General features: G+C 56.1%; 34 protein-coding genes. 24 read left to right on the forward strand and 10 right to left on the reverse strand.

Annotated elements, in window-relative coordinates:
* Positions 1 to 31 precede the first annotated feature (31 nt).
* From C7436_RS03195 to C7436_RS03210, 4 genes are all read left to right on the forward strand, one after another.
* The gene (locus C7436_RS03195; RefSeq protein ID WP_147423422.1) at positions 32 to 1012 is read left to right on the forward strand and encodes an XRE family transcriptional regulator; all 981 of its coding nucleotides are present in this window, start codon (positions 32 to 34) and stop codon (positions 1010 to 1012) included.
* A 112-nt stretch (positions 1013 to 1124) separates the two neighbouring features.
* Entirely contained in the window at positions 1125 to 1337 is a 213-nt protein-coding gene (locus C7436_RS19090) for a type II toxin-antitoxin system HicA family toxin (protein WP_410110926.1), read from the forward strand.
* A complete protein-coding gene (locus C7436_RS03205) occupies positions 1334 to 1873 on the forward strand; it encodes a type II toxin-antitoxin system HicB family antitoxin (protein WP_121206698.1) in 540 nt (179 codons plus the stop codon). The genes C7436_RS19090 and C7436_RS03205 overlap by 4 nt, the downstream gene beginning before the upstream one ends.
* On the forward strand, positions 1863 to 2297 hold the full coding sequence (locus C7436_RS03210; protein WP_121206699.1) for a hypothetical protein: 435 nt from the start codon (positions 1863 to 1865) through the stop codon (positions 2295 to 2297). Before C7436_RS03205 ends, C7436_RS03210 begins: the two co-directional genes overlap by 11 nt.
* Before the next feature lie 28 nt (positions 2298 to 2325).
* Here C7436_RS03210 and C7436_RS03215 read toward each other — a convergent pair whose 3' ends face one another.
* A complete protein-coding gene (locus C7436_RS03215) occupies positions 2326 to 3063 on the reverse strand; it encodes an HNH endonuclease family protein (RefSeq protein ID WP_228198047.1) in 738 nt (245 codons plus the stop codon).
* A 134-nt stretch (positions 3064 to 3197) separates the two neighbouring features.
* Here C7436_RS03215 and C7436_RS03220 point away from each other — a divergent pair, with 134 nt between their 5' ends.
* From C7436_RS03220 to C7436_RS03300, 17 genes are read left to right on the forward strand one after another with little or no spacing between them, the layout of a single operon-like run.
* Entirely contained in the window at positions 3198 to 3605 is a 408-nt protein-coding gene (locus tag C7436_RS03220) for a helix-turn-helix domain-containing protein (protein ID WP_211329844.1), read from the forward strand.
* Positions 3605 to 3892, forward strand: coding sequence for a hypothetical protein (locus C7436_RS03225; RefSeq protein WP_121206701.1), 288 nt, complete (start codon positions 3605 to 3607; stop codon positions 3890 to 3892). Before C7436_RS03220 ends, C7436_RS03225 begins: the two co-directional genes overlap by 1 nt.
* Positions 3892 to 4017, forward strand: a complete 126-nt coding sequence (locus tag C7436_RS19000; RefSeq protein WP_265936656.1) for a hypothetical protein — start codon at positions 3892 to 3894, stop codon at positions 4015 to 4017. The genes C7436_RS03225 and C7436_RS19000 overlap by 1 nt, the downstream gene beginning before the upstream one ends.
* The gene (locus C7436_RS03230) at positions 4005 to 4283 is read left to right on the forward strand and encodes a hypothetical protein (RefSeq protein WP_121206702.1); all 279 of its coding nucleotides are present in this window, start codon (positions 4005 to 4007) and stop codon (positions 4281 to 4283) included. Before C7436_RS19000 ends, C7436_RS03230 begins: the two co-directional genes overlap by 13 nt.
* Positions 4280 to 4555: a hypothetical protein gene (locus C7436_RS03235; protein WP_121206703.1), complete on the forward strand. Its 276-nt coding sequence runs from the start codon at positions 4280 to 4282 to the stop codon at positions 4553 to 4555. The genes C7436_RS03230 and C7436_RS03235 overlap by 4 nt, the downstream gene beginning before the upstream one ends.
* Position 4556: 1 nt before the next feature.
* The gene (locus C7436_RS03240) at positions 4557 to 4931 is read left to right on the forward strand and encodes a hypothetical protein (protein ID WP_121206704.1); all 375 of its coding nucleotides are present in this window, start codon (positions 4557 to 4559) and stop codon (positions 4929 to 4931) included.
* Positions 4928 to 5212 carry a hypothetical protein gene (locus tag C7436_RS03245; RefSeq protein WP_121206705.1) on the forward strand — a complete coding sequence of 95 codons (285 nt, stop codon included), beginning with the start codon at positions 4928 to 4930 and terminating at the stop codon, positions 5210 to 5212. The genes C7436_RS03240 and C7436_RS03245 overlap by 4 nt, the downstream gene beginning before the upstream one ends.
* A 5-nt stretch (positions 5213 to 5217) precedes the next feature.
* Positions 5218 to 5580, forward strand: a complete 363-nt coding sequence (locus tag C7436_RS03250; RefSeq protein ID WP_121206706.1) for a hypothetical protein — start codon at positions 5218 to 5220, stop codon at positions 5578 to 5580.
* Positions 5577 to 5732 (forward strand): hypothetical protein, encoded by a 156-nt coding sequence (locus C7436_RS18730; RefSeq protein WP_158595255.1) that lies wholly within the window; start codon positions 5577 to 5579, stop codon positions 5730 to 5732. The genes C7436_RS03250 and C7436_RS18730 overlap by 4 nt, the downstream gene beginning before the upstream one ends.
* The gene (locus tag C7436_RS03255) at positions 5719 to 6210 is read left to right on the forward strand and encodes a hypothetical protein (RefSeq protein WP_121206707.1); all 492 of its coding nucleotides are present in this window, start codon (positions 5719 to 5721) and stop codon (positions 6208 to 6210) included. Before C7436_RS18730 ends, C7436_RS03255 begins: the two co-directional genes overlap by 14 nt.
* Positions 6207 to 6875: an ASCH domain-containing protein gene (locus C7436_RS03260; protein WP_121206708.1), complete on the forward strand. Its 669-nt coding sequence runs from the start codon at positions 6207 to 6209 to the stop codon at positions 6873 to 6875. Before C7436_RS03255 ends, C7436_RS03260 begins: the two co-directional genes overlap by 4 nt.
* The gene (locus C7436_RS18845; protein ID WP_211329845.1) at positions 6872 to 8245 is read left to right on the forward strand and encodes a Lar family restriction alleviation protein; all 1374 of its coding nucleotides are present in this window, start codon (positions 6872 to 6874) and stop codon (positions 8243 to 8245) included. Before C7436_RS03260 ends, C7436_RS18845 begins: the two co-directional genes overlap by 4 nt.
* Entirely contained in the window at positions 8242 to 8700 is a 459-nt protein-coding gene (locus tag C7436_RS03280; protein WP_121206709.1) for a hypothetical protein, read from the forward strand. Before C7436_RS18845 ends, C7436_RS03280 begins: the two co-directional genes overlap by 4 nt.
* Positions 8693 to 9031, forward strand: a complete 339-nt coding sequence (locus C7436_RS03285) for a hypothetical protein (RefSeq protein ID WP_121206710.1) — start codon at positions 8693 to 8695, stop codon at positions 9029 to 9031. The genes C7436_RS03280 and C7436_RS03285 overlap by 8 nt, the downstream gene beginning before the upstream one ends.
* Complete coding sequence (locus C7436_RS03290) at positions 9028 to 9417, forward strand: hypothetical protein (RefSeq protein ID WP_121206711.1); 390 nt, start codon at positions 9028 to 9030, stop codon at positions 9415 to 9417. Before C7436_RS03285 ends, C7436_RS03290 begins: the two co-directional genes overlap by 4 nt.
* Positions 9414 to 9611, forward strand: coding sequence for an excisionase (locus tag C7436_RS03295; RefSeq protein ID WP_121206712.1), 198 nt, complete (start codon positions 9414 to 9416; stop codon positions 9609 to 9611). Before C7436_RS03290 ends, C7436_RS03295 begins: the two co-directional genes overlap by 4 nt.
* Positions 9611 to 10753: a phage integrase Arm DNA-binding domain-containing protein gene (locus C7436_RS03300; RefSeq protein ID WP_121206713.1), complete on the forward strand. Its 1143-nt coding sequence runs from the start codon at positions 9611 to 9613 to the stop codon at positions 10751 to 10753. The genes C7436_RS03295 and C7436_RS03300 overlap by 1 nt, the downstream gene beginning before the upstream one ends.
* A gap of 274 nt (positions 10754 to 11027) precedes the next feature.
* On the opposite strand, the gene C7436_RS03305 is transcribed toward C7436_RS03300, so the two are convergent.
* Both C7436_RS03305 and C7436_RS03310 read right to left on the reverse strand, forming a co-directional pair.
* The gene (locus tag C7436_RS03305; protein ID WP_228198048.1) at positions 11028 to 11981 is read right to left on the reverse strand and encodes a hypothetical protein; all 954 of its coding nucleotides are present in this window, start codon (positions 11979 to 11981) and stop codon (positions 11028 to 11030) included.
* Between the two features lie 271 nt (positions 11982 to 12252).
* The gene (locus C7436_RS03310; RefSeq protein WP_011785168.1) at positions 12253 to 12426 is read right to left on the reverse strand and encodes a DUF2897 family protein; all 174 of its coding nucleotides are present in this window, start codon (positions 12424 to 12426) and stop codon (positions 12253 to 12255) included.
* 157 nt (positions 12427 to 12583) lie between these two features.
* On the opposite strand from C7436_RS03310, the gene C7436_RS03315 reads away from it, so the two are divergent.
* Positions 12584 to 13387 carry an RluA family pseudouridine synthase gene (locus tag C7436_RS03315; protein WP_121206714.1) on the forward strand — a complete coding sequence of 268 codons (804 nt, stop codon included), beginning with the start codon at positions 12584 to 12586 and terminating at the stop codon, positions 13385 to 13387.
* A 52-nt stretch (positions 13388 to 13439) separates the two neighbouring features.
* On the opposite strand, the gene C7436_RS03320 is transcribed toward C7436_RS03315, so the two are convergent.
* From C7436_RS03320 to dapA, 5 genes are read right to left on the reverse strand one after another with little or no spacing between them, the layout of a single operon-like run.
* Positions 13440 to 14447, reverse strand: a complete 1008-nt coding sequence (locus C7436_RS03320; RefSeq protein WP_121206715.1) for an NAD-dependent epimerase — start codon at positions 14445 to 14447, stop codon at positions 13440 to 13442.
* 52 nt (positions 14448 to 14499) lie between these two features.
* The gene (locus tag C7436_RS03325) at positions 14500 to 15237 is read right to left on the reverse strand and encodes a TIGR04219 family outer membrane beta-barrel protein (protein ID WP_121206716.1); all 738 of its coding nucleotides are present in this window, start codon (positions 15235 to 15237) and stop codon (positions 14500 to 14502) included.
* Positions 15238 to 15270: 33 nt separating this feature from the next.
* Positions 15271 to 15984, reverse strand: coding sequence for a phosphoribosylaminoimidazolesuccinocarboxamide synthase (purC, locus tag C7436_RS03330; protein ID WP_031210967.1), 714 nt, complete (start codon positions 15982 to 15984; stop codon positions 15271 to 15273).
* Positions 15985 to 16025: 41 nt separating this feature from the next.
* The gene (gene bamC / locus C7436_RS03335; RefSeq protein WP_121206717.1) at positions 16026 to 17120 is read right to left on the reverse strand and encodes an outer membrane protein assembly factor BamC; all 1095 of its coding nucleotides are present in this window, start codon (positions 17118 to 17120) and stop codon (positions 16026 to 16028) included.
* A 31-nt stretch (positions 17121 to 17151) separates the two neighbouring features.
* Positions 17152 to 18030: a 4-hydroxy-tetrahydrodipicolinate synthase gene (gene dapA, locus C7436_RS03340; RefSeq protein WP_022991091.1), complete on the reverse strand. Its 879-nt coding sequence runs from the start codon at positions 18028 to 18030 to the stop codon at positions 17152 to 17154.
* A 74-nt stretch (positions 18031 to 18104) separates the two neighbouring features.
* Between dapA and C7436_RS03345 the strand changes: the two genes are divergently transcribed.
* A complete protein-coding gene (locus tag C7436_RS03345; protein WP_022991090.1) occupies positions 18105 to 18572 on the forward strand; it encodes a peroxiredoxin in 468 nt (155 codons plus the stop codon).
* 4 nt (positions 18573 to 18576) lie between these two features.
* Here C7436_RS03345 and C7436_RS03350 read toward each other — a convergent pair whose 3' ends face one another.
* Both C7436_RS03350 and C7436_RS03355 read right to left on the reverse strand, forming a co-directional pair.
* Positions 18577 to 19653, reverse strand: a complete 1077-nt coding sequence (locus tag C7436_RS03350; protein ID WP_011785176.1) for an AI-2E family transporter — start codon at positions 19651 to 19653, stop codon at positions 18577 to 18579.
* Between the two features lie 15 nt (positions 19654 to 19668).
* Positions 19669 to 19896 (reverse strand): sulfurtransferase TusA family protein, encoded by a 228-nt coding sequence (locus C7436_RS03355; RefSeq protein ID WP_011785177.1) that lies wholly within the window; start codon positions 19894 to 19896, stop codon positions 19669 to 19671.
* A gap of 156 nt (positions 19897 to 20052) precedes the next feature.
* On the opposite strand from C7436_RS03355, the gene C7436_RS03360 reads away from it, so the two are divergent.
* Positions 20053 to 21525, forward strand: a complete 1473-nt coding sequence (locus C7436_RS03360) for a M48 family metalloprotease (RefSeq protein ID WP_011785178.1) — start codon at positions 20053 to 20055, stop codon at positions 21523 to 21525.
* The last annotated feature ends 15 nt before the right edge of the window (positions 21526 to 21540 follow it).

The following is a 21540-nucleotide window of genomic DNA, read 5'->3' on the forward strand; positions in this document are numbered from 1 at the left end:
ATCGGCACAATAACAACACTAGTTGTTTTTGTTGTCAACAGTTGTTGTTGGACGCTTTTATAACATTTGTTTTAAATTGGGTTTTTATGCACTTGAGGTCGCAATGGCATTAGGACAGAGACTCAAAGAAGCCCGGCAAGCCGCGGGCATGTCCCAGAGTGAATTGGCTGAGGCTGTCGGAATGACGCAGGCCGCTATTGGCGCGCTCGAAAAAAGAGACAGCAAGCAGTCCAGCAAGGCCTCAGAACTCGCGAAAGCGCTGAATGTAAGTGTGGAGTGGCTGCTGACCGGCAAGGAACCCGCTCGAGACCAAGTAACGGGATTGTTTGAAAGAATTATCAAACAGGTCGCCGACAAGCATCGTCGGCCAGAAGATAAGGATCTAACTGACCGTGAGATCTTCGACCGATTCAATGACGAGAATATGGGCGGCTTCGACCCGGAGCTTGATGAAGAGCTAATTCAAAGTGCCGCCTATCATGACCAACTCGACAGACAACTAGTCAGAGAGCTCCGACAACCCAAAAAAGACGAGCTTGAGTTCTTCGGGCATATGGACGCTTGGGATAGCCAAACGCCATTGGATGAGGATGAAGTGGAATTGCCTCTATTCAGGGAAGTCGAGTTGGCGGCCGGTGCCGGCGCCACTCAGGTGATAGAGAATCACGGTGCAAAGCTACGGTTTGCAAAGTCCACATTGAGCCGGGCCGGCGTTCCAGCTGAAGCCGCGGCCTGTGCCTTTGTTCGTGGCAACTCCATGGAACCAGTCATGCCGGATGGTACTTGTGTTGGTGTGAACACTGCCGATAAGACCATCAAGGATGGCGAGATCTACGCGATCGACCACGGCGGCATGCTTCGGGTGAAGTATCTGCACCGCCGACCAGGTGGTGGTATCAAGATCGTTAGCCAGAATGCGAGTGAACATCCAGTTGAAGAAGTGACCGCTGAAGAAATGGCAGCCAATGTGCGCGTGATCGGCAGAGTGTTTTGGTGGTCAGTATTGCGATGAGTTACAAGCTTGCAACTAAAATCTAGTTGCATTTCAGATTTGGGAACCTAGAATTGTGGGCAAGCAAGATAAGTTCGCTGAAAAACTAAGGAAGACCCCAACACCGAAGGATGTGCAATGGAGGGAGTTGCGTGCTTTTCTGTTATCTAAAGGTTTTGAAGAGATTCAAAAAGACGGCTCAAGGGTCAGATTCATACTGAATGAAGCGCCCGATGGAGGTGAGCCGGTCAGGTTATTTTTCCACGTTCCGCACCCAAGCCCTGAGGTTAAGCCCAGGGCTCTTCGTGCTGCTGTTGATACCCTTACGAATAGGGGAGTTCTATGAGTGATCAAGTTTTTAAATATAGAGGCCAGATAGGTTCTATGGAGATTGATGCAGACGACTGCTGTCTGCACGGCAAGCTTCTGTACATCAATGACTTGGTAACTTACGAATCAGACTCTGTGGATGGTCTGCGAAGGGAATTTGAGGCCGCTGTTGATGATTACCTGGAGACTTGTGCAGAGCTTGGCCAAGAGCCAAACAAGCCGTTCAAGGGAAGCTTCAATGTTCGGATCGGCCCAGAGCTCCACAAAAGCCTTGCGTATAAGGCTTCAGAATTAGGCATCAACACTAACGAAGCGGTTATAAAGGCCGTTTCCGAATTCGTTCAAGAGGCTCCCTCTTCATCTGATCTTCTGAACGACGTACGAGACAACTTGAAGCGCTATGTGTTCGAGTATCAATCTCAATATCTCGATATAAGCCAGGCTCATTCCGGGTCTACCATTCGTAGAAGGGAGTCACAGCCATCGAGAAACTATCCTTCAATGAAAGGGACATCTTTCGTTATAGAGGTGAGTAGCGCTAATGGCCACTGAAATCAGCGCGTATGACTACAGGCTTTGGGAAATAAGATTTCACCAAATCGACTTCAACGTCCCTGGATACGATGACGATCCGGCGCCTGGTCGCGTCAGTGTAGAAACCACCTTGAACTTTGGGATGGATGAGAATTTTGTTTTCTGCACATTATCGCTCGACCTTGACCTTATCAAAGGCAAAGAAGGCGAAGTCACAGACGACAGTATTGCCGCCTCTCTCAAGTTAAGTGGCACCGGACGTTTTGAGTTGCCGCTTGAGCACGGTTTGAGTGATGATGATTTTCAAGACTTGGATGACAGCGCAGTGCGTAGCTTTAGTAAAATCATGGAACCTTTGATGGTCATGAAGGCTAGATCCATTCTGGCTGACGCAAGCATAGACGCAAGCGGTGTACCGCTACAGTTGGTAGCACCCGAGTAAAAAAGCCCGCCTTTGAGCGGGCTTTTTCTTATCCGCAATAATCCGCCAGCTGCTGCTTGTAACGGTTGAACTTGGCCTGATCTGGCTGCAGGCCGTAGACCTTCACTATCCTCACAAACCGACTGACGTATTGGCATTTGCCGGAGGGCGGTAACCAGCTTTCCGGGCCTTGGGCGCCTTTGCTGCGGTTCAGGCTGGCCTCTACTGGTATCAGGTTTACCGGATCGTTTGCGAATTTCTCCCGCTTTTCCTTCGTCCAGGAGCTGGCGCCGTGATCCCAGGCCCACTTCAGGGGCACCACGTGGTCGATGTCGATATCCCCCGCATTCTGGATCACGGCGCCGGTAAACATGCTGATCCAGCGGCCTGTGACCACCCTGCACCGCTTTTCATCCGCAAACCTCACAGGTGTTGTTGAAGCCGAGATCAGCGCCTCTGCCCTGCTGTCCTGGCAGTCTCCGTCTGCATCATCCCATCCGTGGCCGAACTGGGCTCTGTCATAGCCAGGGCTGGCGGGTTGCCGGCTGATCGGCTCTGCATTGGCAATTGCCGGGTACCCGCTCAGGCTCTTTGGCAGACGGCCCCCAGACTGTAGACACGCATAAACCGAATCGAACGCCAGGTAACTCTTTGTGCGCTCATAGTGAGAGCTTGCTGGCGGATGACAGATTCCGGACTTCGACTTCTTGACCAGCTGGGCCGCAGCGCTGGCCGACCCGAACACCAAACAGACAACAACAACTTTGAGCAAAACTCTCAACTTCACACCCTCCCCTCTTGAGGCGCGCAACGATACCTCATTTCTAAGTCGGTCAAAAACAACTTAAACAACATTTGTTGTTGACACCATAAACAACATCTGTTGTTATTGTTGTTAGTGCAATGACGGAGAGAGTTGTCATGACCCGCAAATTGAAACCGAACTATCCGCGAATGGAAGTGGAGCTTGCCGAGCAGGAATCGCTGCCGCCACGCCGGGCCGAAGTCGTGATGCTCGCCGCTCGCGGAATGAGCGCCAAAGAAATCGCCCGGGAGCTGAGCATTTCACCGGAGACCGTGAACTGGCATCTGGATGAAGCCAAAGACCAGTTCCACGCACACAGCCGGGTCGATCTGATCTGTCAGATGTGGATGCACGGGATTCTGCAGGCGCGGGTCATGAGCTGCGTGCTCGTTTGCTTCCTTTGCATCCTTTCCACCTTCCCCATGGCCAGAACCAGCCGCCCGAACCAGAACAACCGCCAGGTGGTGAGCGTTGTTCGGATTGGTCGGAAGGAAGTGGCCGCGATTATCGGAGGGCTTCACTGATGACTTCCAAGTTTCATGTGGCGCGCCAGGAGGGCGTTAAGGGGCAGAACGCTGTCGCCCCTCTTTTCTCCCTGATTGCCCGCATCACCAAACGCAATACCCTGCGATCTTCCCCGGCTCAGCAAGTAGTCGAGCCGGTCTTTTTGCGGGCCGCAGAGGGCGAATCCGGGTTCTACGAAATCCCGGCCTACATTCGCAAGCGCATTTTCCGGATTGACGACGACAACCGGGCCCGGCTGGCAGCTTATGCCGAGCGCGTTCGGGCCCACTTTGAGGATGCTGCGTGATGGAAGGCTACAACCGTCTTTACGACATCCTACTGCTCGGCATACCGACACTGATGATTGGCGGCTACCTGGTCTGGGACTGGGCTTACAACAAACTGGAGGCGAGAAAGCCATGGAACAACTGAGAATCCACAGCGAAATTCTGATGATCGTCAGCCTGGTGATGCTGATCAACGATCTGAACTCCGACAAGACACTGCACATTTCCGTCACGGACAAGCGGGTAAGCCTTACCTGCTTTGATTGCCACGACAAGATTGAGTTTCAGCGTGATGTTTACGCCTGGGCCCGCCAGCAGCCATTCCTTCCAAAGTTGCGGGTTCTCCGGCATGAGCTGGAACAGATCCGGGATGCGGAGTTCGCACAGAAAGCGGCTGAGGTGTCGGCATGAACTTCAACGATCCCTCAGAGTTCGGCAAAGCGTTTCAGCGCTTGGTGACAGACCCCAAGGAAATCCGGGCGGCCTTTGAAGCGGACCAGATGGCGGAAGACAACTTCGACCTGATGACCGCTGAGGTATTCCAGGCGCCGGACGGCGAGCATTTTGAAGTGGCCTATGTCCGCGAAGACGGGATCCGGGTCACCGATCAAGGCCGCTGGCTCTCCCCCGAGGAATGGACCCTGTGCCGCCAGGTACAAGTTCAGAAGAAAGTGGAGGCCTGATATGTGCAGCCTGAAAGATCTGACAAGCAACGAGCTGCAGGCGCTTGATGAAGACATCCTTCAGCGCCTGACCTTACAGCGCGCCATGGCCGCGAACACCCGGGCCGTGCTGGAGCTGGAACTGGGCATCAGCGATCGCACCATCAGCAACATCGAGGCCGGCCAATACGAGCACGTTTGCCCCTACAAGGTCTCTGCCGAAATCCGCCGAGAAGTCCGGGCCCGCCGAAAGCTCTGGCACATGGGCAACAAGGCCATGCAGGGGTTCACGATTGAAGCCCTGGTTAAACGCCACCGAGTAAGCAGCCGAGTTATCGAAAACCGGATCCGTTACTTGAAGACGGTGGCCAACCGGGTGGAGGTACAGGCGGCATGAATATTCAGGACCTATCACCAGACCACCCGCTTCGCACCGACCCGTCACGGCCATGGCCATACAAGGTGCTGGTGGGCTACCGGGCTCAGGGCAACCGCAAGATCGTGGCCACCCGCTCGGTATATGTCCGGGCCACCAGCGAGGACCAGGCGGAGCAAGCAGGCTTCCGGGAAGCCAGGGTCATGATTCCGATGGTGGTCGATGGCCGCCGACTGAAAGCAAGCCGAATCGTGAGCAGTCGTCCGCTGGATAAGCAGGATGCGATTGGAGGTGTGATGTGAACCAAATGGCTCTGATCGAAATGCCAAAAGCCGCGGGGCCGGTCATCCCTCCAGTCGGTTACTACCTGGACCGCCCCAACATGCGGGAGCTGGTTCAACCGATTATCCCGGGAGTAGTGAGCGGAATCATGCGAGCACTGAAGCGGGGAGCGGCTGGCCGCCAAGAGCTGCACCGGGCGGCATGCCCATACATCTGCTCACACACTCTGGGCAAGCACCTGGACATGCTTATTCAGACCGGTTTCGTAACCGAAACCCACAATTTCAACGCGCAGCTTTGGGAAGAACCGGCCCTCTATTCCCTCGGCGGCGGCCATGCCCGGGCCGCAGGATTCATGATGCCCATTGGCTGGGAAGGCGAGGCGTGAGCTGCGAAAAATGCAGCGCCCTACTGGAGCGCCTGAGCAAACTGCGTGACCGGAAAGACTACTACGTGCGCGAGAACAAGCGGTTGCGTGCAAAGGTGAAGAATCAGCGGAAGAAGCTGGACGAATGGGAGAAGAAGCATGGAGACAATTGAGCAAGATACAGATGGCCTGACTGAGATCGAAATCGAAATCCCTGTTGTATCCGGTGAGCGAAAGATGGTGCCAGCCCTGATCCACCAGTCATGCCCGGGGCTTGCGGTGACCATGATTCCTTTTGGCGTATTTCAAGTTACCCACATCAACACAGGCAGAAAACTGTGCCGGCTCTACCAGAGAACATCATCGGCGCTACTGGCAATGAGCCAGTGGGCCCTTATAGCGCACATGAAAGGCAAGTCTTGGGCTGCCTTGAGCCAGAGCGGAGCTGCCGATCTGCTCAACGAAACAGCTGACGAGGAAGTGCCGTTCGACGACTGCACCAGCACATCCCAGGGCGTTACCCGGAAAATGACTGTTAGTGAGTGGTTCCAGCACCTGCGCATGCCGCTTTTTGATGAATTCCCCTGGGAAGAAACCGACCCGTTTGAACTGGCTATCAGCAACCTGGAAAAGATCGAGGTGCCGGCATGAGCAACGAAAAACCAATCCTGTTCAAAGACGACATGATCAGGGCGATTTTGGAAGGAAGGCAATGCCAGACGCGGAGATTGCTCAAGTTTCATCCAGTGCAACCAGGTCCGGGCTACTACTTTGATGCCTACAACGGTGGCCCTCAATGGAACTGGTGGGACAAAAATCACCGCCAGCACCTGGGCCAGATATTCAAGTGCCGGTATGGAAAGCCCGGTGACCACCTATGGGTTCAGGAGGACTATGGCTACAAAATCCGCAACGTTGGCGGCACACCTCATGAGCAGGCCGCATATCGCGCCACCGATCCTGATGCAGTCTCCTGCTACGACTGCAACGGGAAAGAGCAGCCATTGTTGTGGCAGCCAGCAGAAACCATGCCTCGCGAGGCCAGCCGCATCACGCTGGAGATCACCAATGTTCGAGCGGAGCGGCTGCAGGATATCAGCGAGGAAGATGCTCTGGCCGAGGGCGTGTGCTGCACCGAGTCGTTGGGCGGGTGCCCGAACTACTGGCACTCATGTTATGGCGAAAAATTCGCCACAGCGAGAAGTGCATTCTGTGATCTCTGGCAATCCATCTACGGCCAAGACTCCTGGGACGCCAACCCCTGGGTGTGGGTAATAGAGTTCAAACGCATTGATCAGGGGGCAAAGGCCGCATGAACATCGAACTGAAACCCTGCCCATTCTGCGGCGGCGAAGCCGAAATGATGGGTGACCAATATCCGTATGTTGAGTGCCAGGAGTGTGCTGGAGGCTTTACAGCGAACCATTCATATGACGCTGATGAGGGTGACGCTGCGAACAAGTGGAACGCTCGATCAGCGGCTGGCCGTAACCTAAAACCAATCGCAGAATCCAAAGTCCGCCAGCTGGGCGGCGATGTTTGCGGGGTGCTGGTGCGGACGCAGGCCAGCGAGGTAATGGCTGTGTCCGAGCATGGGCGGTGCACTCGTCTTGATGCTGGGGTTATGGGGCCGGTTGACGGCGCTCAGGGTGGCCAGGGTGCGAAGCCTATTGGATTCACTTGGGATGCAGGACGGTTCGGGCGCCAGTTCACTGCCGATGCAGGCGTTGCCGATAGAGTTAGAGTTGATGGCGTTGCTGTCTCGCCGGTCTACACCCAGCCCCAGCCTGACCGCGCTCAGGGTGGCCAGGGTGCGGAGCCGGTGGCGGAGATTGTCCACGACTACAACGGGATCAGCGTTCAGTGGCTGGAGCCAGCTAAATACGGTCGGTTTCAGTCTGGGCAAAAGCTCTACACCCAGCCCCAGGCCGCCATGCCGGAGGGGTGGCTTGTACGGCGTGTTGATGACCGGATAACGGTTCAGCATCCAGACATTGGCGGATACTGCGCATCGAAAGACGGCAATGATCACTCAGCTATCGCGCCTGTGATCCTTTACCACTTCGCAAGCGCCCTACTCTCCACCCCCACCACGCCCCGGCCAGAGGTCGAGAGCTTTCAAAGCCGAGTTGCCCCATGGATGCAGGAGTGTTTTGGCCCCGAAGTTTCAGCCGACAAGGTGGAGCGCAACCACAGATTCCTTGAAGAATCACTAGAGCTCGTCCAATCCCTTGGCTGCACCAAAGCAGAAGCGTTGCAGCTTGTTGATTACGTGTACGGTCGCCCAGCCGGTGACCCGCCCCAGGAAGTGGGTGGTGTGCGCGTGACCTTGGCGGCCCTGTGCCTTGCGACCGGCATGGATCAGGACGAATGCGCCGAAACCGAACTGGCTCGGATATGGACCAAGGTGCCGCAAATCCGTGCAAAGCAGGCCGCCAAGCCGAAACATTCACCGCTACCCCAGGCTGATGGGTGCCCTGAATGTGGTTCAACTGACCTGAGTTGGCACACCCAATCATCCGTAACAAACGGCACACCGGACGGGAAGTTGCGCGCTAATGAAGTCAGCACTTTGTTTGTTCTTGGCTGTGGCCACTGCTCGGAAACCATCAAGACTCTGACCGCCGCCCAGGTTGCGGAGAACATGAGCCCACAACCACCAGCCGGACGGGAGGGCAATGCATGAACCTTCGCATCCTCAAAAAGCTGAGCAAGCGCGCGCTGCCACTGGCCAAAGAGGCCGGGATACTGCTAGAGCAAGAGCTGTTCCCGGCTGACAAAGGCGAATGCCTTGTTACGCTTCGAAAGCCAGAACGAAAGTCTCTGGATCGAATGCGAGTGAGGCCGCGCGGATTTGTGGGTGATCGCTACGTACCGGGAAAGAGCGGTGAATTTTACATTGCTCTTTACAACCACCCGGCAGCACTAAAGGGCACGCCCATGGCTGGCGCTATGATGGGTTACTACGAGCCCGAGTGGGAAGAAGAGACCGTATGGAATCAGCTGTGTGCCTGGACGCATTGCCAGATAACCAATTGGCGCGCCGATCCACCAGAGTTGGAGTGCCGCAGGCCTAAAAACCCGTCTCAGATTCTGGCCAAGGCGCGGGAGCTGATCAAGGAGGGCTCTGGCGATGAGTGATTACACAAAGCTCCCCCGCGACATTGCAGAGTGCATGAGGCGGGCCGGATCACCGCTGAGTGAAGACCAGAGACTGCTTTTGGCCGGATACCTAGCGCCGGTTCAGCAAAAGCTAGCAGATAGTGAGGCGCGGGTGGCCGAGTTGGAAGGCAGTATCAAGCACGCCATCGGCTGGATTGATGGCGATCTCCGAGAGCTGATCCGGGACATGGGTAACACGGTTTGCACGTACAACGATCTTTATGATGCCGCAGACCGCATTGAAGCGATTCTGGCTCAAAGCCTGAGACAGAAAGCCGCCGAAGCCGAGCGGGCGGGAGGTGAGAAGTGACCGAAACACCAGAAACTATCTACCTGATTCCGGGCGAGGACATAGACGGAGCGCCATGCATGGTCTGGTGCGAAGATCCAGCGCCCGGCGAAGGCATGGACCCGGCTGATGCGGTGAAATATATCCGGGCGGGATCAGCGAGGGCCATTGAGCGTGATGTGGCTTTCCGCCAGCGCGATCTTGCCTATCGGCAGCGCGATGAAATTGAACTGAAGTGGTCGAAGGCTGGCCAGCAACTCCGTGAGAGTCAGATGGAGGCGGATAGAGTCAAAAAGCTCGCGGAAAAAATCAGGGATATCGCTATTGATTCGCCAGCATCCAACAACATGCAGCTGATCTATCGGCTGGCCTGTCAGCAAGCTGAGCATGCGGGAGGTGACCAGTGAGCAGAATCCCACTGAGCGACTGGAAGGAAAAGAACTACCCGGGCAAATGCCCGAGTCTACGCACCTGCCGGAATTGGGCCAACGATGGCTTGATCCCGGGCGCGGTCAAGGTGGGTGGTCTATGGTTCGTGGATGAGTCCATTGAGAAACAGGCCAATGGCAACAACCGGGTGGCAAGGATACTGGCAGCGTAATGGCACCACGTAAGCGGCTTCGCCGAAACACCGATCTCCCCGACAACCTTTACCCCAACAAGGTGGGCGGGGTGATCTATTACCGCTACAAGCGGCCAGATACCGGCACCTTCCACAGTCTCGGAACGGTCAAAGGCCAGGCAATTGCGGATGCCCGCCAGCTGAACGCCATCCTGATGAAACCGGCCGATCGTGTCGGCCAGGTCCTGGGCACGGCTGAACAAACAATGTCGCATCTTATCGGCCGGTACCGGAAAGAGTTTCTGCCAGAGCAAACGTTGGCGCCGAGTACCGTGAAGCTGATCGGTTACAGGCTCAACCGTTTTGAGAAGGATCTGGGCGACAAGCTGGTGGAATCCATCGATGTGAAGGCGCTGGCCGAGTACCTGGACGACAACTTCAAGCGCGATGCCTACATCAAGCACCGGACCACACTGATCGACCTGTTCCGGTTTGCCCAGATGAAAGGCCTGTATCCGTCCGATCTGGACAACCCGGCAGCAGTCACCTACCCCAAGGCCAGCTACGAGAAGCAGCGCCAGAGGATGACCCTGGAACAGTTCAAGGCCATCCATGCCATCGCCCCGACGTGGATGCAGAACGCCATGGAGCTCGGCCTGGTGACGCTGCAAGGACGAACCGAAGTCATCAACATGCAGTTCTCAGACTTCGACGAAAAGACCGGTGTGCTTCGCGTGGTTCGGCAGAAGGTGAAGAAGCACGAGCATGCCTACCTTGAGATTGAAAGCCCATGGCTGAAAGGCATCATTGCCCGGGCTCGGAAATCTGATGTGGCCAGCCCCTACATCGTGCACCGGGTACCGGTTCGCAAGAACGAGGCACAGGACCGCCAGCACTGGACCCAGTTAACGGCCAACCATTTCTCTGCCGAGTTTCGGAAGTGGCGGGACAAGACCACGCTGTTTGACGGTGTGCCGAAAGAGCAGCGCCCTACTTTTCACGAGATCCGGGCCCTGGGCTCATGGCTCTACAAGAAGCAGGGATTCGATACGGAGAGCTACGTTCAGCCGCTCATGGCCCACGCCACGGAGGCGATGACAGAGCATTACCAGAAGGGCCACGAACAGGAATGGGTGCGCGTAAAAGCAGAGCTGGACATCACGAAATTACTGCCGCGGTGACTGGATTTATACAGTGCGTAATTCCCTGATTTCCTTGGTTTCCCCTCTTGCCGTTATTGCCCACCGGGATTAAGGGCATTTCGCTTTAACATCATGTGCTTAGCGGCGTAATGTCGGCACCTTGACATGGTAGAGGTCCGCGGTTCGAATCCGCGTGGTCCTACCAATCCTGCAGAGAAAGTCACTTACAGCTTTGCTGGGCGGCTTTTTTTGTGCCTCGTATTTGCTGTTAGCAGTCGTAGAGGGCAGACCAGAGAAGCCTGCCCTCCTCCTGTCAAAAGTACACAACCACACCTATTTCGTGCCAATCCTCATAACTCTCGACAACCGCACCATCAATCCAGACAGCCGCTGCCTTAGCCGTTCCGCCGGCACTACTGCCGAACCGAACCTCAGACTCACCGTTGCTGGACAATTTCACGATACCCGATATCGGACCGTCGACGTTTTCTGACATCTCCAACGGATCCAGCGTCTCCAGCTGCACATAACCACCAATCGCTGAACCAACAATGGTGCCCCGAACCTCGTATTCCCAGTCCGCGTCCGTTCCCGAGTCCCGGTTCTGAGCATCGGCGATGGCAACGTATCGGCTACCCAGTTTCCTCTCGTACGTTTTGACATCGCGGATATAGCGCCAGCTCGTAACGCCCCCACTCTCAGTCAGATAGTCACTCATGCGGATAACGCCACTGAATCTAAACAGCTCACCACTGAACTTAATCGATCCGGACAGGTCATCGGTGATGGAACTTTTCCAACTTGCTGATGTTGCCGTTTCGCCAACCAGGGCGCTCTCATATCGTGTACTACCGCTTAAAACCACATCCCCAAATGTCATAGTGTTAAAGCTACACTGGTTAAACGAGGTCGTTTTTTCCAGGGTTGTCTCGGTCTCTTGCCAGCGGAACTCAACGGTACCACCGCCCTCACAAGGGTACGTCCCGGCGTTGGTCACTGGCATGCTCTCTGAAAACGCGTTAATTTCGTACAGCAGATGCTGCGTCAACTGAAGGTCTCCCCTCAAGGCCTGGAAGCTTTCCATGCCACCTGAACTGGTTATCGCAACAGCCTTCGAAGCAAGGTCGTTTCTGTCGTAGCTCAACTGAGGCCCAGTCTGCTCTTCAGGCTGATCATTACCCCCACCCCCGCTTCCGCCACCGCAGGCAGATAATACAAGCACCATGGGCAATACGGGCCCCCATCCAATACGGCTCAACTGGATCATGTTCTTTCCTTTTTTCTTATGATTTCAGGCTTATTCTTCAGGCACGATCACTGCCATTCCCGAGGCGACACAGTCTGTGCGCTTCTGGTTGCGGCATTGATGAAAAAGACGGGAGAACTCTTGCAGGAATTACGCACTCGTAGCGGCGACATCCGGTGTCGTCTAGTCCATATCCGGGCAGTGATGTCTAATCATGCGACATATCGTTAGGTCGCGAAAGGTTCAGGCGGGGGCAGACTCAAAAGTCGTGGACTGGTTCATGGTTCTGGCGTTACCAGCTATCCCCCTCTTTTTTATCTTTCGCGTCCTGTTCTGCTTTGCGCTGACGAATCTTCTCAAGCTTTTCTTTGGGGATTTTCATATTGGCCCCATCTCTGAGTAGCAGCAGGCTTCCCACAATCATCGCGAATGCGGCGAGTATAAACAGCCAGCCAATCATTGGCATGTCGATATCTCCTTGAGGTGGCTTTTCATCAGTGTACACCCTCAGCGCTCACTGTCATCAATGTGCCTTGAGGTACAAGCGCCTTGTCGATACATTCCCCGCTCCGTATCATTGCCGGCAATCATCTTGGATCTTCTCCTTCCGGATAAAAACGCCGATGCGCAAACAGTTTGATGTCACCGTAGACCAGAGCACGACGGCTGTAGATGCGCTTGCAGACGCCTCGGGCCTGCCCAAGCAGCGCATCAAGGATGCCATGGCCAAGGGCGCGTGCTGGTGGACTCAGAAGGGAAAGCAGGTGCGTTTACGCAAGGCCAAGCGGGAACTGAAACCCGGTACCCGTATTCAGCTGTTCTACGATGATCAGGTGCTCGCGCGCAAGCCGGAAGCTCCGACGCTGCTGGAGAACAAAGGTCGTTACAGTGTCTGGTTCAAACCCCGCGGGCTGTTATCACAAGGGTCTCAATGGGGCGACCATTGCAGCCTGCTGCGCCTGGCGGAAATTGAACTGAATGCACCCTGCTTTCTGGTACACCGCCTGGACGCCGACGCTGCAGGTCTGATGCTGATCGCCCATGACGGCAAGGCTGCGGCGGCCCTTTCAGAATTGTTTGCCGGGCGCGCCATGACCAAGACCTACCGGGCGCGGGTCGCCGGCAACCTGATGGCGGATGATCTTCGCCTCGACACGCCACTGGATGGCAAGGACTCAATCAGCCGCGTGACGACACTGAGCCGGGATGAAGAATCAGACACAACGGACGTGCAGGTAAGAATCGAAACCGGCCGTAAACACCAGATCCGTCGACACCTGGCTGGCATTGGCCACCCGATTGTGGGAGACCGGCTGTATGGCGCGGCATCTGCGGATGGCCTGCAACTCACCGCCGTTGAATTGGCTTTCCAATGTCCTATTACCCGAAACGCACAGGTATTCAGGCTTCCGGAACAGCGACCATAAACAAATAAGGCCAGCGTCTCGGCTGGCCTTATTCATAAGCTGTGATGGACGCTCAGGCGTTGTAAAAATCCCGATACCAGTCCACGAAGTTGGCAATGCCCTCTTCCACCGTGGTAGACGGCTTGTATCCCACATCGTTGATCAGGTCATCGACATTGGCGTAGGTGGCCGGCACGTCACCCGGTTGCAACGGCAGCAGATTCTTCTCAGCTTTCTTGCCCACCCGCTCCTCAATAATCTCGATAAAACGGGACAACTCCACAGGGTTATTACTGCCGATATTGTAGATTCGGTAAGGCCCCTTGCTGGTGCCCGGGTCCGGCTGGGCACCGCTCCAGTCCTGGTTCGGCTGGGCTACGTTGTCCAGAGTGCGGATAACGCCTTCGACGATGTCGTCGATGTAGGTGAAGTCCCGCTTGTGATGCCCGTGGTTAAACACGTCGATGGGCTCACCGGCCAGGATCCTTTTGGTAAAGATAAACAGCGCCATATCCGGCCGGCCCCAGGGTCCGTAAACAGTAAAGAACCGCAGCCCGGTGGTGGGCAGGTTGTACAGATGGCTGTATGTATGGGCCATCAGCTCGTTGGCTTTCTTGGACGCCGCGTACAGGCTCAGCGGGTGATCCACGTTATCGTGCACGGAGAATGGCATGGTCTCATTGGCCCCGTACACGGAGCTGCTGGAGGCATACACCAGGTGCTTGACCTCGTTATGACGGCAACCCTCAAGGATGTTCATGAAGCCGACCAGATTGGCATCCACATAGGCATGAGGGTTCTCCAGGGAATACCGGACCCCGGCCTGTGCCGCCAGGTGCACCACCCGTTCGGGCTTGTGCTCACGGAAAACCGCTTCCATGGCCTCGCGGTCGGCCACGTCCTGGCGTACTTCAGTGAAACCGGGCTTATTCAGCAGCCGGGCCAGGCGTGCTTCCTTGAGATTGACGTCGTAATAGTCGTTGACGTTGTCCACGCCAATCACTTCATCGCCACGATCGAGCAAACGGTGAGCAAGATGCGAGCCGATAAAGCCGGCGGTTCCCGTAACGAGGATTTTCAAGATCTGTTCTCCATGAAAAATGGCGCCCGAAGGCGCCTTTTAGCGGTCCTGGTCAGAACGCCACGCCAACACTGGCGAAGGGTCCGGACATTTCGACATCCAGTTTGTCGTCATCATCTTCATAGTCGATGGCCATCTGACGATAGCCCGCCCGCAGCTGCAGCATGGCGAATTCGTACTGGCCATAAGCGTTGAAGTCGTGCAGTGAGTCGCCGCTGTAGCTGATGAAATTGCCCTCGGCACCTACGGACACGCCAGTTAACGGCAGGTCAAAACGGGCGGCGAGGTAGCCCATAGGGACGACGGCGTCGACGGAGGTTTTACTGACATTGGCAATATCATTCACGTCCCGCAGAACCAGCTCACCATCAAAATTTCTGGCGGTCAGGCCCAGATCGAGATTCACCCAGTTATCAAGCACTTCGTAGTACAGGGTGACGTCCAGTTGGTCGATATCCAGATCCGAACGAACCGGAGCTCCTGGAAGAATTCCATCAAACTCTTCCAGCCCGATCTCACCACGCCCACTCTGGGAAATGCTGGTGTAATTCAACCGGACGTTCGGCAGCACCGGAATCGGATGCTCGAAAAACGCCGTGAAGTTCGCGTTGCTGTCGCTGTCGAGGTTGAGATCCTTTTCAATATCAACGGCCGAATCCTTGTTGACCACTTCGCCAGAGAAATCGGAATCCCAATAGCTAACGTTGGCGCCAACGCCCAGTACATCAGCATTGGCCAGCGGCGCGGCCAAAGCCAGTGAGCCACCTACAACAATCATCAGTTTACGCATAACGCACCCGTTTTTTGTGGTTGTATTGCCCGGTCAGTCAAACTTTATGCCGAGACGACGACCGACTTCTTCATAGGTTTCGATCACTTCACCAAGGCCCTGGCGGAAGCGATCCTTGTCCATCTTCTTGCGGGTTTCCTTGTCCCAGATACGACAGCCATCGGGGCTGAATTCGTCACCCAGAACGATCTGGCCACCACTGCGGCCGAATTCCAGCTTATAGTCCACCAGCAGCATGCCGGCGTCGTCAAACAGTTTTTTCAGTACGTCGTTGACCTTATAGGTCAGCTCTTTCATCCGGGCCAGCTCATCGGCCTTGGCCCAGCCAAAGCTGACTGCCAGGGATTCGTTCACCATCGGGTCATGCAGGGCGTCGTTTTTCAGGAAGAGCTCAAAGGTGGGTGGGTTCAGCTCCTGGCCCTCTTCCACGCCCAGGCGACGGCACAGGCTGCCCGCAGACACGTTGCGTACCACACACTCAACCGGGATCATCTCAAGCTTCTTGACCAAAGACTCGGTATCAGACAGCAGTCCTTCGAAATGGGTAGGCACTCCGGCCGCTTCCAGCTTTTCCATGATGAAGGCATTGAACTTGTTGTTCACCATACCCTTGCGGTTCAGCTGTTCTTTCTTCTCTCCGTCAAAGGCCGAGGTATCGTCCCGGAACACCAGAACAAACCGCTCGGGATCGTCCGTGCGGTAAACCGATTTTGCCTTGCCGGCATAAAGCTCTTCGCGCTTTTCCATTACTTTCTCCAAACGGCCGGTGGCCACGGCCACCCCGTTAATCAATACAGATGTTCAAAGAGTCGGGTAAGCAGATCTGCTGAACTGCGCTCACCCTCGTAGCTGTCGTGCTGCTCGGCGGTAACGCTCATGGCGTCGGCACCCTGCTGAATCCGGATTGTGTGGGTGTGGACCGGCTTTTCAGCATCGCTGAACCACGAGAACCAGCCCGGACTGCGTTCGCCTTCTGTGCGGAAATCCACCTGCAACCAGCCTTCGCTCCGGTTCAGATCCAGTACCGGCAGCCCCATTTCCTCCAGGGAACGATTGACCTCTGCCCAGGTACGGCCGAAGTCCAGCTCTACCCGAATGGCAACCGCTTCTTCCTGTTCAGACTGCAAGCGTACCAAAGGCTTGGAGACCATGCCCGAGGCCGCCCGCGAGAAGGATTTGTTGTCCTCACGCTGTTTGAGGAAATCCCCCAGCTCGGCCAGCAGCGCCCGCTGGTGTTGCTCGGAGGTTGCATCGGCACCGGTGTCACTGTCCCAGGGCATGAGTTCTTCCGGGGCTTGCTCCAGCTCCAGAATACGCACGCGGATTTCGGTGGTTTTACGACGGATGCCTGGTGCCAGGCGGGCCTGCATCACCACTTTGGGTTCTGTTGCGGTCGGACTGTCAGCGAGCCCCAGCAGCGTTCGGCTGCGCTTGCTGAAGTTTGCCAGTTCACTCTGGAGAATCCCCAGTTGCGGGCTGTCATGGGCAATGCCCAGGCCGCTTTCATTCATCCAAGCACTGACCACGGGCCAGAGTCGGCCCGGCACCTCATTGACCAGCAACCAGATACGGCCGTCCAACTCTTCAATCACATAGTTTTCATCCAGAATCTCGGATGTCATATCTGGCGGACGGGGAATCGACGACGGGTAAAGATTGCGGGAATCGGCCGTGTTGATCGACCGTATCGGCATGGTCTCGCTCAGCCGGGAGCTGTCGAGACCGTCAGGCACCTGAATCGGCTCGCCTTCCGGTGCGTTGACATAGCCTTCGGAACGATCATCGATCAGGCTGCAACCGGCCAGGGCACTGGCAAGCACCAGCGCCGAAACAGGTCGAACGAACAAAACGGTTTTCTTACGGGCTCTTGCAGGAACCTGCATCGGGTTACTCCGGTTAACGGTAACGGTGGCCTCAGAGAACACCTGAGGCCTTGAGCGCGTCTTCCACCTCGCCGTGGAACTTCTCGCTGAGCGGCGTCAGAGGCAGACGAATGCCCTCACCGATCATGCCCATGCGGTACAGCGCCCATTTTACCGGAATCGGGTTGGCTTCCAGGAACAGCTTGCGATTAAGCGGCATCAGCAGTTCGTTCAAGCGACGGGTTTCGTCTTCGTTGCCCGCAATGGCTGCTTCACAGAGCTCAGCCATGGCTTTCGGAGCAACGTTGGCCGTTACCGAAACATTACCTTTTGCGCCCGCCAGCATCAGATCCGCCGCTGTGGCGTCGTCACCGGAATACACCGCAAGGCGGCCACCCAGGGCTTCGATCAGCTCGGCGCCACGGGGAATGTTCCCGGTCGCATCCTTGATACCAACGATATTGGGGATATCGGCCAGGCGAACCACCGTCTCGTTCAACATATCGCAGGCAGTGCGGCCCGGTACGTTGTACAGAATCTGGTTCATGCCCGGTACCGCTTCCGCGATAGCCTTGAAGTGCTGATACAGGCCTTCCTGAGTCGGCTTGTTGTAGTAAGGCACCACGAGCAGACAGGCATCGGCACCGAGTTTGTGGGCTTCGGTGGTCAATTCGATTGCTTCGCGCGTACTGTTACCACCGGTACCGGCAATAACGGGAATCCGGCCGTTTACACGTTTTATGATGTGCCCGATCGTCCGGATGTGTTCCTCCGGATCCAGGGTTGCGGATTCGCCAGTGGTGCCCACAGCAACAATGCCATGGGTGCCGTTTTCGATATGAAAGTCCACCAGCTTGTCCAGATCCTCCCAGTGAATATCACCGTTTGGATACATGGGCGTGACCAGTGCGACAAGGCTACCCGTAATCATAAAAGCTCCGTCCGAATAAAACCGATATGGTAATGTTGGGCTCGAACTGACACAAGGGAATTAAAGGAGATGTCATGTCATCCGTAGCATTGAATCAACCCGTGCCAGAATTTCAGGCTGAGGCCACTGGCGACCAGACCGTTCGCCTGAGCGACCTGAAAGGCCGGAACATCGTTATTTATTTCTATCCGAAAGACAATACACCGGGCTGCACCACCGAGGGCCAGGACTTCCGGGACAGAATGGAAGCCTTCGCTGCCGAGGACACCGAGATATTCGGCGTCTCGCGGGATGGCCTGAAAGCCCATGATAACTTCCGGGCGAAATACAGCTTTCCGTTCCACCTGATTTCCGACAAGGACGAATCCCTGTGCAAGCTGTTCGACGTCATCAAGCTCAAGAAGCTTTATGGCAAGGAGCACCTTGGCATTGAACGCAGCACCTTCCTGATCGACAAGGAAGGCGTGCTGCGCAGGGAATGGCGCGGCGTCAAGGTAAAAGGGCACGCCGACGAGGTGCTGGAAGCCGTCAAAGCCCTTTAACGCCCTATTCCGCAATGGCTGGTGGCGGAGGCGACTCCTTCACCGGCCAGGCGGCGAAGACCGCTTTCAGCATCGTCGCCAGCGGAATCGCAAAAAACACGCCCCACAAGCCCCAGATTCCGCCAAAGAACAGTACGGCAACAATAATCGCCACCGGGTGCAGGTTGTTCACTTCCGAGAACAGAATCGGTACCAGGACATTGCCATCAAGCGCCTGAATAATGCCGTAGATAACCATGACCCAGATAAAATGGCTGCCCCAGCCGAACGCAAACAGGCCGATCACTGCCACCGGAATGGTGACCACCGCAGCGCCAATGTAGGGAATCACCACGCTCAGCCCCACCAACAGGGAAAGCAATGCCGCATATGGCATACCGAGAAACTTGAAGGCGACATAGGTGACGCCACCCACTATCAGGATCTCCACCGCCTTGCCACGGACGTAGTTGGCACATTGCAGATTAACCTCGTGCCAGATGCGAACCATCATTGGTCGCTGCGGAGGTAGCAGGCGGGCAAATGAGTTCACCAGGACCCGACGGTCTTTCAGAAAGAAAAAGACCAGGATAGGCACCAGAACCATGTAGATCAGCAAGGCCACAAGGTCCGGAATGCTGGAGAGCGAGAAAGACACCAGCCATTGAGTCAGGTGCCCTACTTCGGCCGAGATCTGCTGATACATGGTATTCACAGATTCAGCAGAAACCAGATGCGGATATTGTTGCGGCAGAACCTCCAGATAGGACTGCAGCTCGCGGATGATCCGTGGCGCTTCGCCGGCAAGGGTACTCAGCTGGGTCCAGATCAACGGCAACAAACCGAAGATAAAACCCACCAGCACGCCCAGAAACACCACAAACACGCCAATCACGGCGATCAGCTCAGGCACACCCATCCGGTTCAGTTTTGACACCAGTCCCTGCAGAATGAACGCGACAATCAGGGAAGCGATGGCCGGCGCCAGCATGGCCCCGAACCAGATGATAAAGACAGTGCCTGTCACCAGCAGCAAAAACAGGATGACGGCTTCTTCGTCTGAAAAATACTTGTGGGCTAGACCGCGCAGAATTCTGACCATGAATGACTCCGGAAATTAACCGCCGCACTTTATCACGAAACGGTATTCCCCATTACTCTCCGATTGGCTGACAAGCGTATGGGCCGACAACGCCAGCCAGGCAGGTATGTCCCTCAGTGAGCCGGTATCCGTGGCGACAACCACCAATTCCTCCCCGGGCGTCATGGAGTTGAGTTCCAGCTTGGTTTTCAGCAGCGGCATGGGACAACGCAGGCCGCTGGCATCCAGGGTTCTGTCAGCCATAATCAGCATTTACCATTACGTTTCATACAGTAATCAGGCAGGCATTATGCCGCTGGTGTTACTCTATTGCATCACAAGAGTTGGTAATACTCCGGAGAACTTGCCGGCTGCCGCCTTGTCAAACGGGCAACACGAATTCGAGGCATCCTCAGACATATGAAGTACCAGAACGAAGGCCAACACCGCTCCCCCTGGGCCCTGATCGTTTTTCTGGCGCTCAGCATGGCGGTCACCAGCCCGGCCACACGCGCGCAGTCGTCAGACCTGCCAAGCATCGGCGGTAGCGGCGGCCTGATCTCCGGACAGATGGAAGCTGATATTGGCCAACAGGTTATGGCCTCCATTCGCCGTTCAGCCCCGCAACTTCAGGACCCACTGGTCTACGACTACCTGAGCGCGATCATTTATCGTCTGGTGCCGTCCGCACCGCTGGATAATCGCGACCTTAAACTGGTGCTGATTGACAGCCCGGCCATCAACGCTTTCGCCGTGCCCGGCGGCGTAGTAGGCGTAAATGGGGGCCTGTTTCTGAACGCCGCCACCGAACAACAGTTTGCCTCGGTCCTGGCCCACGAACTGGCCCACCTCAGCCAGCGCCATTTTGCTCGCCGAATGCAGCAACAGGAAACCAGCGCTCCGTTAACCCTGGCCGGCATGATCGCCGGTATCGTGCTTTCTGCGGTTACCCAGTCAGACATTGGCATTGCCGCCATCGCCGGCACCCAGGCCATGGCTGTGCAGAACATGCTGGCCTACAGCCGCTCCCACGAACAGGAAGCCGACCGGGTTGGCATGGACATCCTGGCCAGTGCCGGCATGGACCCGAGAGGTATGCCCGAGATGTTCGAAATCATGATGAGACAGAACCGCCTGCAGGGAAATCGCCTGCCGGAATACCTTTCCACTCACCCGCTGACCCAGAACCGGGTTGCCGACACCCGCAACCGGGCCGAACAATACCCTGATACCCGGGTGCAGGACGGACAGGAATATCACCTGGTTCGCAGCCGCCTGCAGGTGCATTACAGCGAATCCCCGGAAACGGCGATAGAAACGTTCGAGGCTTACCTGGCCCGGGAAGACGCCCAGCGCAACGATGCCATTCGCTACGGCCTGGCGGTGGCTTATCAGGAAAGCCGGCGCTATGAGAAGGCGGAGCAGCTAATGCGGGAATTATTGAAAGCCAACCCCGGGCGCATCACGTTCCAGGTATCACTGGCGGAAGTTCTGCTCAGCCAGAAACGGTATGCCGACGCCAGAGCGCTTATGCAGGAGGCCCTGGCGCGCAATCCCGGCAACTATCCAATAACATCCACACTGGCGGCCATCGAGATTGCCGATGGTAACGGCGCCGCCGCTGCCGACTACCTGAGGGAGCTGACTCGCCGCCTGCCCAGCCAGGAGCAACTGTGGCTGAGACTGGCCGAAGCCGAAGGTATGGCGCGGAATATTGTCGGCGTACACCGGGCGAGAGCGGAATACGATGTACTGATGGGCGATCTGAAATCAGCACAGCGGCAATTGCGCCAGGCCCAAGAGAAACTGCCAGCCGGCTCCGCCGAACGCCAGGTGGTGAGTGAGCGCCTTGGTGAGCTGACTAACCGGCTTCAGGCGCGCGAAGCCGGTTAGGAATAACCCCGAAGC

Origin of the sequence: Marinobacter nauticus (assembly GCF_003634635.1) — a bacterium.
GTDB classification, from domain to species: Bacteria; Pseudomonadota; Gammaproteobacteria; order Pseudomonadales; family Oleiphilaceae; genus Marinobacter; species Marinobacter nauticus.

Excerpts from the sequence above, each read along its gene's own strand:
- C7436_RS03205 (WP_121206698.1), top strand. The coding sequence starts at position 1,334 with ATGAGTGATCAAGTTTTTAAATATAGAGGCCAGATAGGTTCTATGGAG.
- C7436_RS03210 (WP_121206699.1), top strand. The coding sequence starts at position 1,863 with ATGGCCACTGAAATCAGCGCGTATGACTACAGGCTTTGGGAAATAAGA.
- C7436_RS03220 (WP_211329844.1), top strand. The coding sequence starts at position 3,198 with ATGACCCGCAAATTGAAACCGAACTATCCGCGAATGGAAGTGGAGCTT.
- C7436_RS03225 (WP_121206701.1), top strand. The coding sequence starts at position 3,605 with ATGACTTCCAAGTTTCATGTGGCGCGCCAGGAGGGCGTTAAGGGGCAG.
- C7436_RS19000 (WP_265936656.1), top strand. The coding sequence starts at position 3,892 with ATGGAAGGCTACAACCGTCTTTACGACATCCTACTGCTCGGCATACCG.
- C7436_RS03230 (WP_121206702.1), top strand. The coding sequence starts at position 4,005 with ATGGAACAACTGAGAATCCACAGCGAAATTCTGATGATCGTCAGCCTG.
- C7436_RS03235 (WP_121206703.1), top strand. The coding sequence starts at position 4,280 with ATGAACTTCAACGATCCCTCAGAGTTCGGCAAAGCGTTTCAGCGCTTG.
- C7436_RS03240 (WP_121206704.1), top strand. The coding sequence starts at position 4,557 with ATGTGCAGCCTGAAAGATCTGACAAGCAACGAGCTGCAGGCGCTTGAT.
- C7436_RS03245 (WP_121206705.1), top strand. The coding sequence starts at position 4,928 with ATGAATATTCAGGACCTATCACCAGACCACCCGCTTCGCACCGACCCG.
- C7436_RS03250 (WP_121206706.1), top strand. The coding sequence starts at position 5,218 with ATGGCTCTGATCGAAATGCCAAAAGCCGCGGGGCCGGTCATCCCTCCA.
- C7436_RS03255 (WP_121206707.1), top strand. The coding sequence starts at position 5,719 with ATGGAGACAATTGAGCAAGATACAGATGGCCTGACTGAGATCGAAATC.
- C7436_RS03260 (WP_121206708.1), top strand. The coding sequence starts at position 6,207 with ATGAGCAACGAAAAACCAATCCTGTTCAAAGACGACATGATCAGGGCG.
- C7436_RS18845 (WP_211329845.1), top strand. The coding sequence starts at position 6,872 with ATGAACATCGAACTGAAACCCTGCCCATTCTGCGGCGGCGAAGCCGAA.
- C7436_RS03280 (WP_121206709.1), top strand. The coding sequence starts at position 8,242 with ATGAACCTTCGCATCCTCAAAAAGCTGAGCAAGCGCGCGCTGCCACTG.
- C7436_RS03285 (WP_121206710.1), top strand. The coding sequence starts at position 8,693 with ATGAGTGATTACACAAAGCTCCCCCGCGACATTGCAGAGTGCATGAGG.
- C7436_RS03300 (WP_121206713.1), top strand. The coding sequence starts at position 9,611 with ATGGCACCACGTAAGCGGCTTCGCCGAAACACCGATCTCCCCGACAAC.
- C7436_RS03305 (WP_228198048.1), bottom strand. The coding sequence starts at position 11,981 with ATGATCCAGTTGAGCCGTATTGGATGGGGGCCCGTATTGCCCATGGTG.
- C7436_RS03310 (WP_011785168.1), bottom strand. The coding sequence starts at position 12,426 with ATGCCAATGATTGGCTGGCTGTTTATACTCGCCGCATTCGCGATGATT.
- C7436_RS03315 (WP_121206714.1), top strand. The coding sequence starts at position 12,584 with ATGCGCAAACAGTTTGATGTCACCGTAGACCAGAGCACGACGGCTGTA.
- C7436_RS03325 (WP_121206716.1), bottom strand. The coding sequence starts at position 15,237 with ATGCGTAAACTGATGATTGTTGTAGGTGGCTCACTGGCTTTGGCCGCG.
- purC (WP_031210967.1), bottom strand. The coding sequence starts at position 15,984 with ATGGAAAAGCGCGAAGAGCTTTATGCCGGCAAGGCAAAATCGGTTTAC.
- bamC (WP_121206717.1), bottom strand. The coding sequence starts at position 17,120 with ATGCAGGTTCCTGCAAGAGCCCGTAAGAAAACCGTTTTGTTCGTTCGA.
- dapA (WP_022991091.1), bottom strand. The coding sequence starts at position 18,030 with ATGATTACGGGTAGCCTTGTCGCACTGGTCACGCCCATGTATCCAAAC.
- C7436_RS03345 (WP_022991090.1), top strand. The coding sequence starts at position 18,105 with ATGTCATCCGTAGCATTGAATCAACCCGTGCCAGAATTTCAGGCTGAG.
- C7436_RS03350 (WP_011785176.1), bottom strand. The coding sequence starts at position 19,653 with ATGGTCAGAATTCTGCGCGGTCTAGCCCACAAGTATTTTTCAGACGAA.
- C7436_RS03355 (WP_011785177.1), bottom strand. The coding sequence starts at position 19,896 with ATGGCTGACAGAACCCTGGATGCCAGCGGCCTGCGTTGTCCCATGCCG.
- C7436_RS03360 (WP_011785178.1), top strand. The coding sequence starts at position 20,053 with ATGAAGTACCAGAACGAAGGCCAACACCGCTCCCCCTGGGCCCTGATC.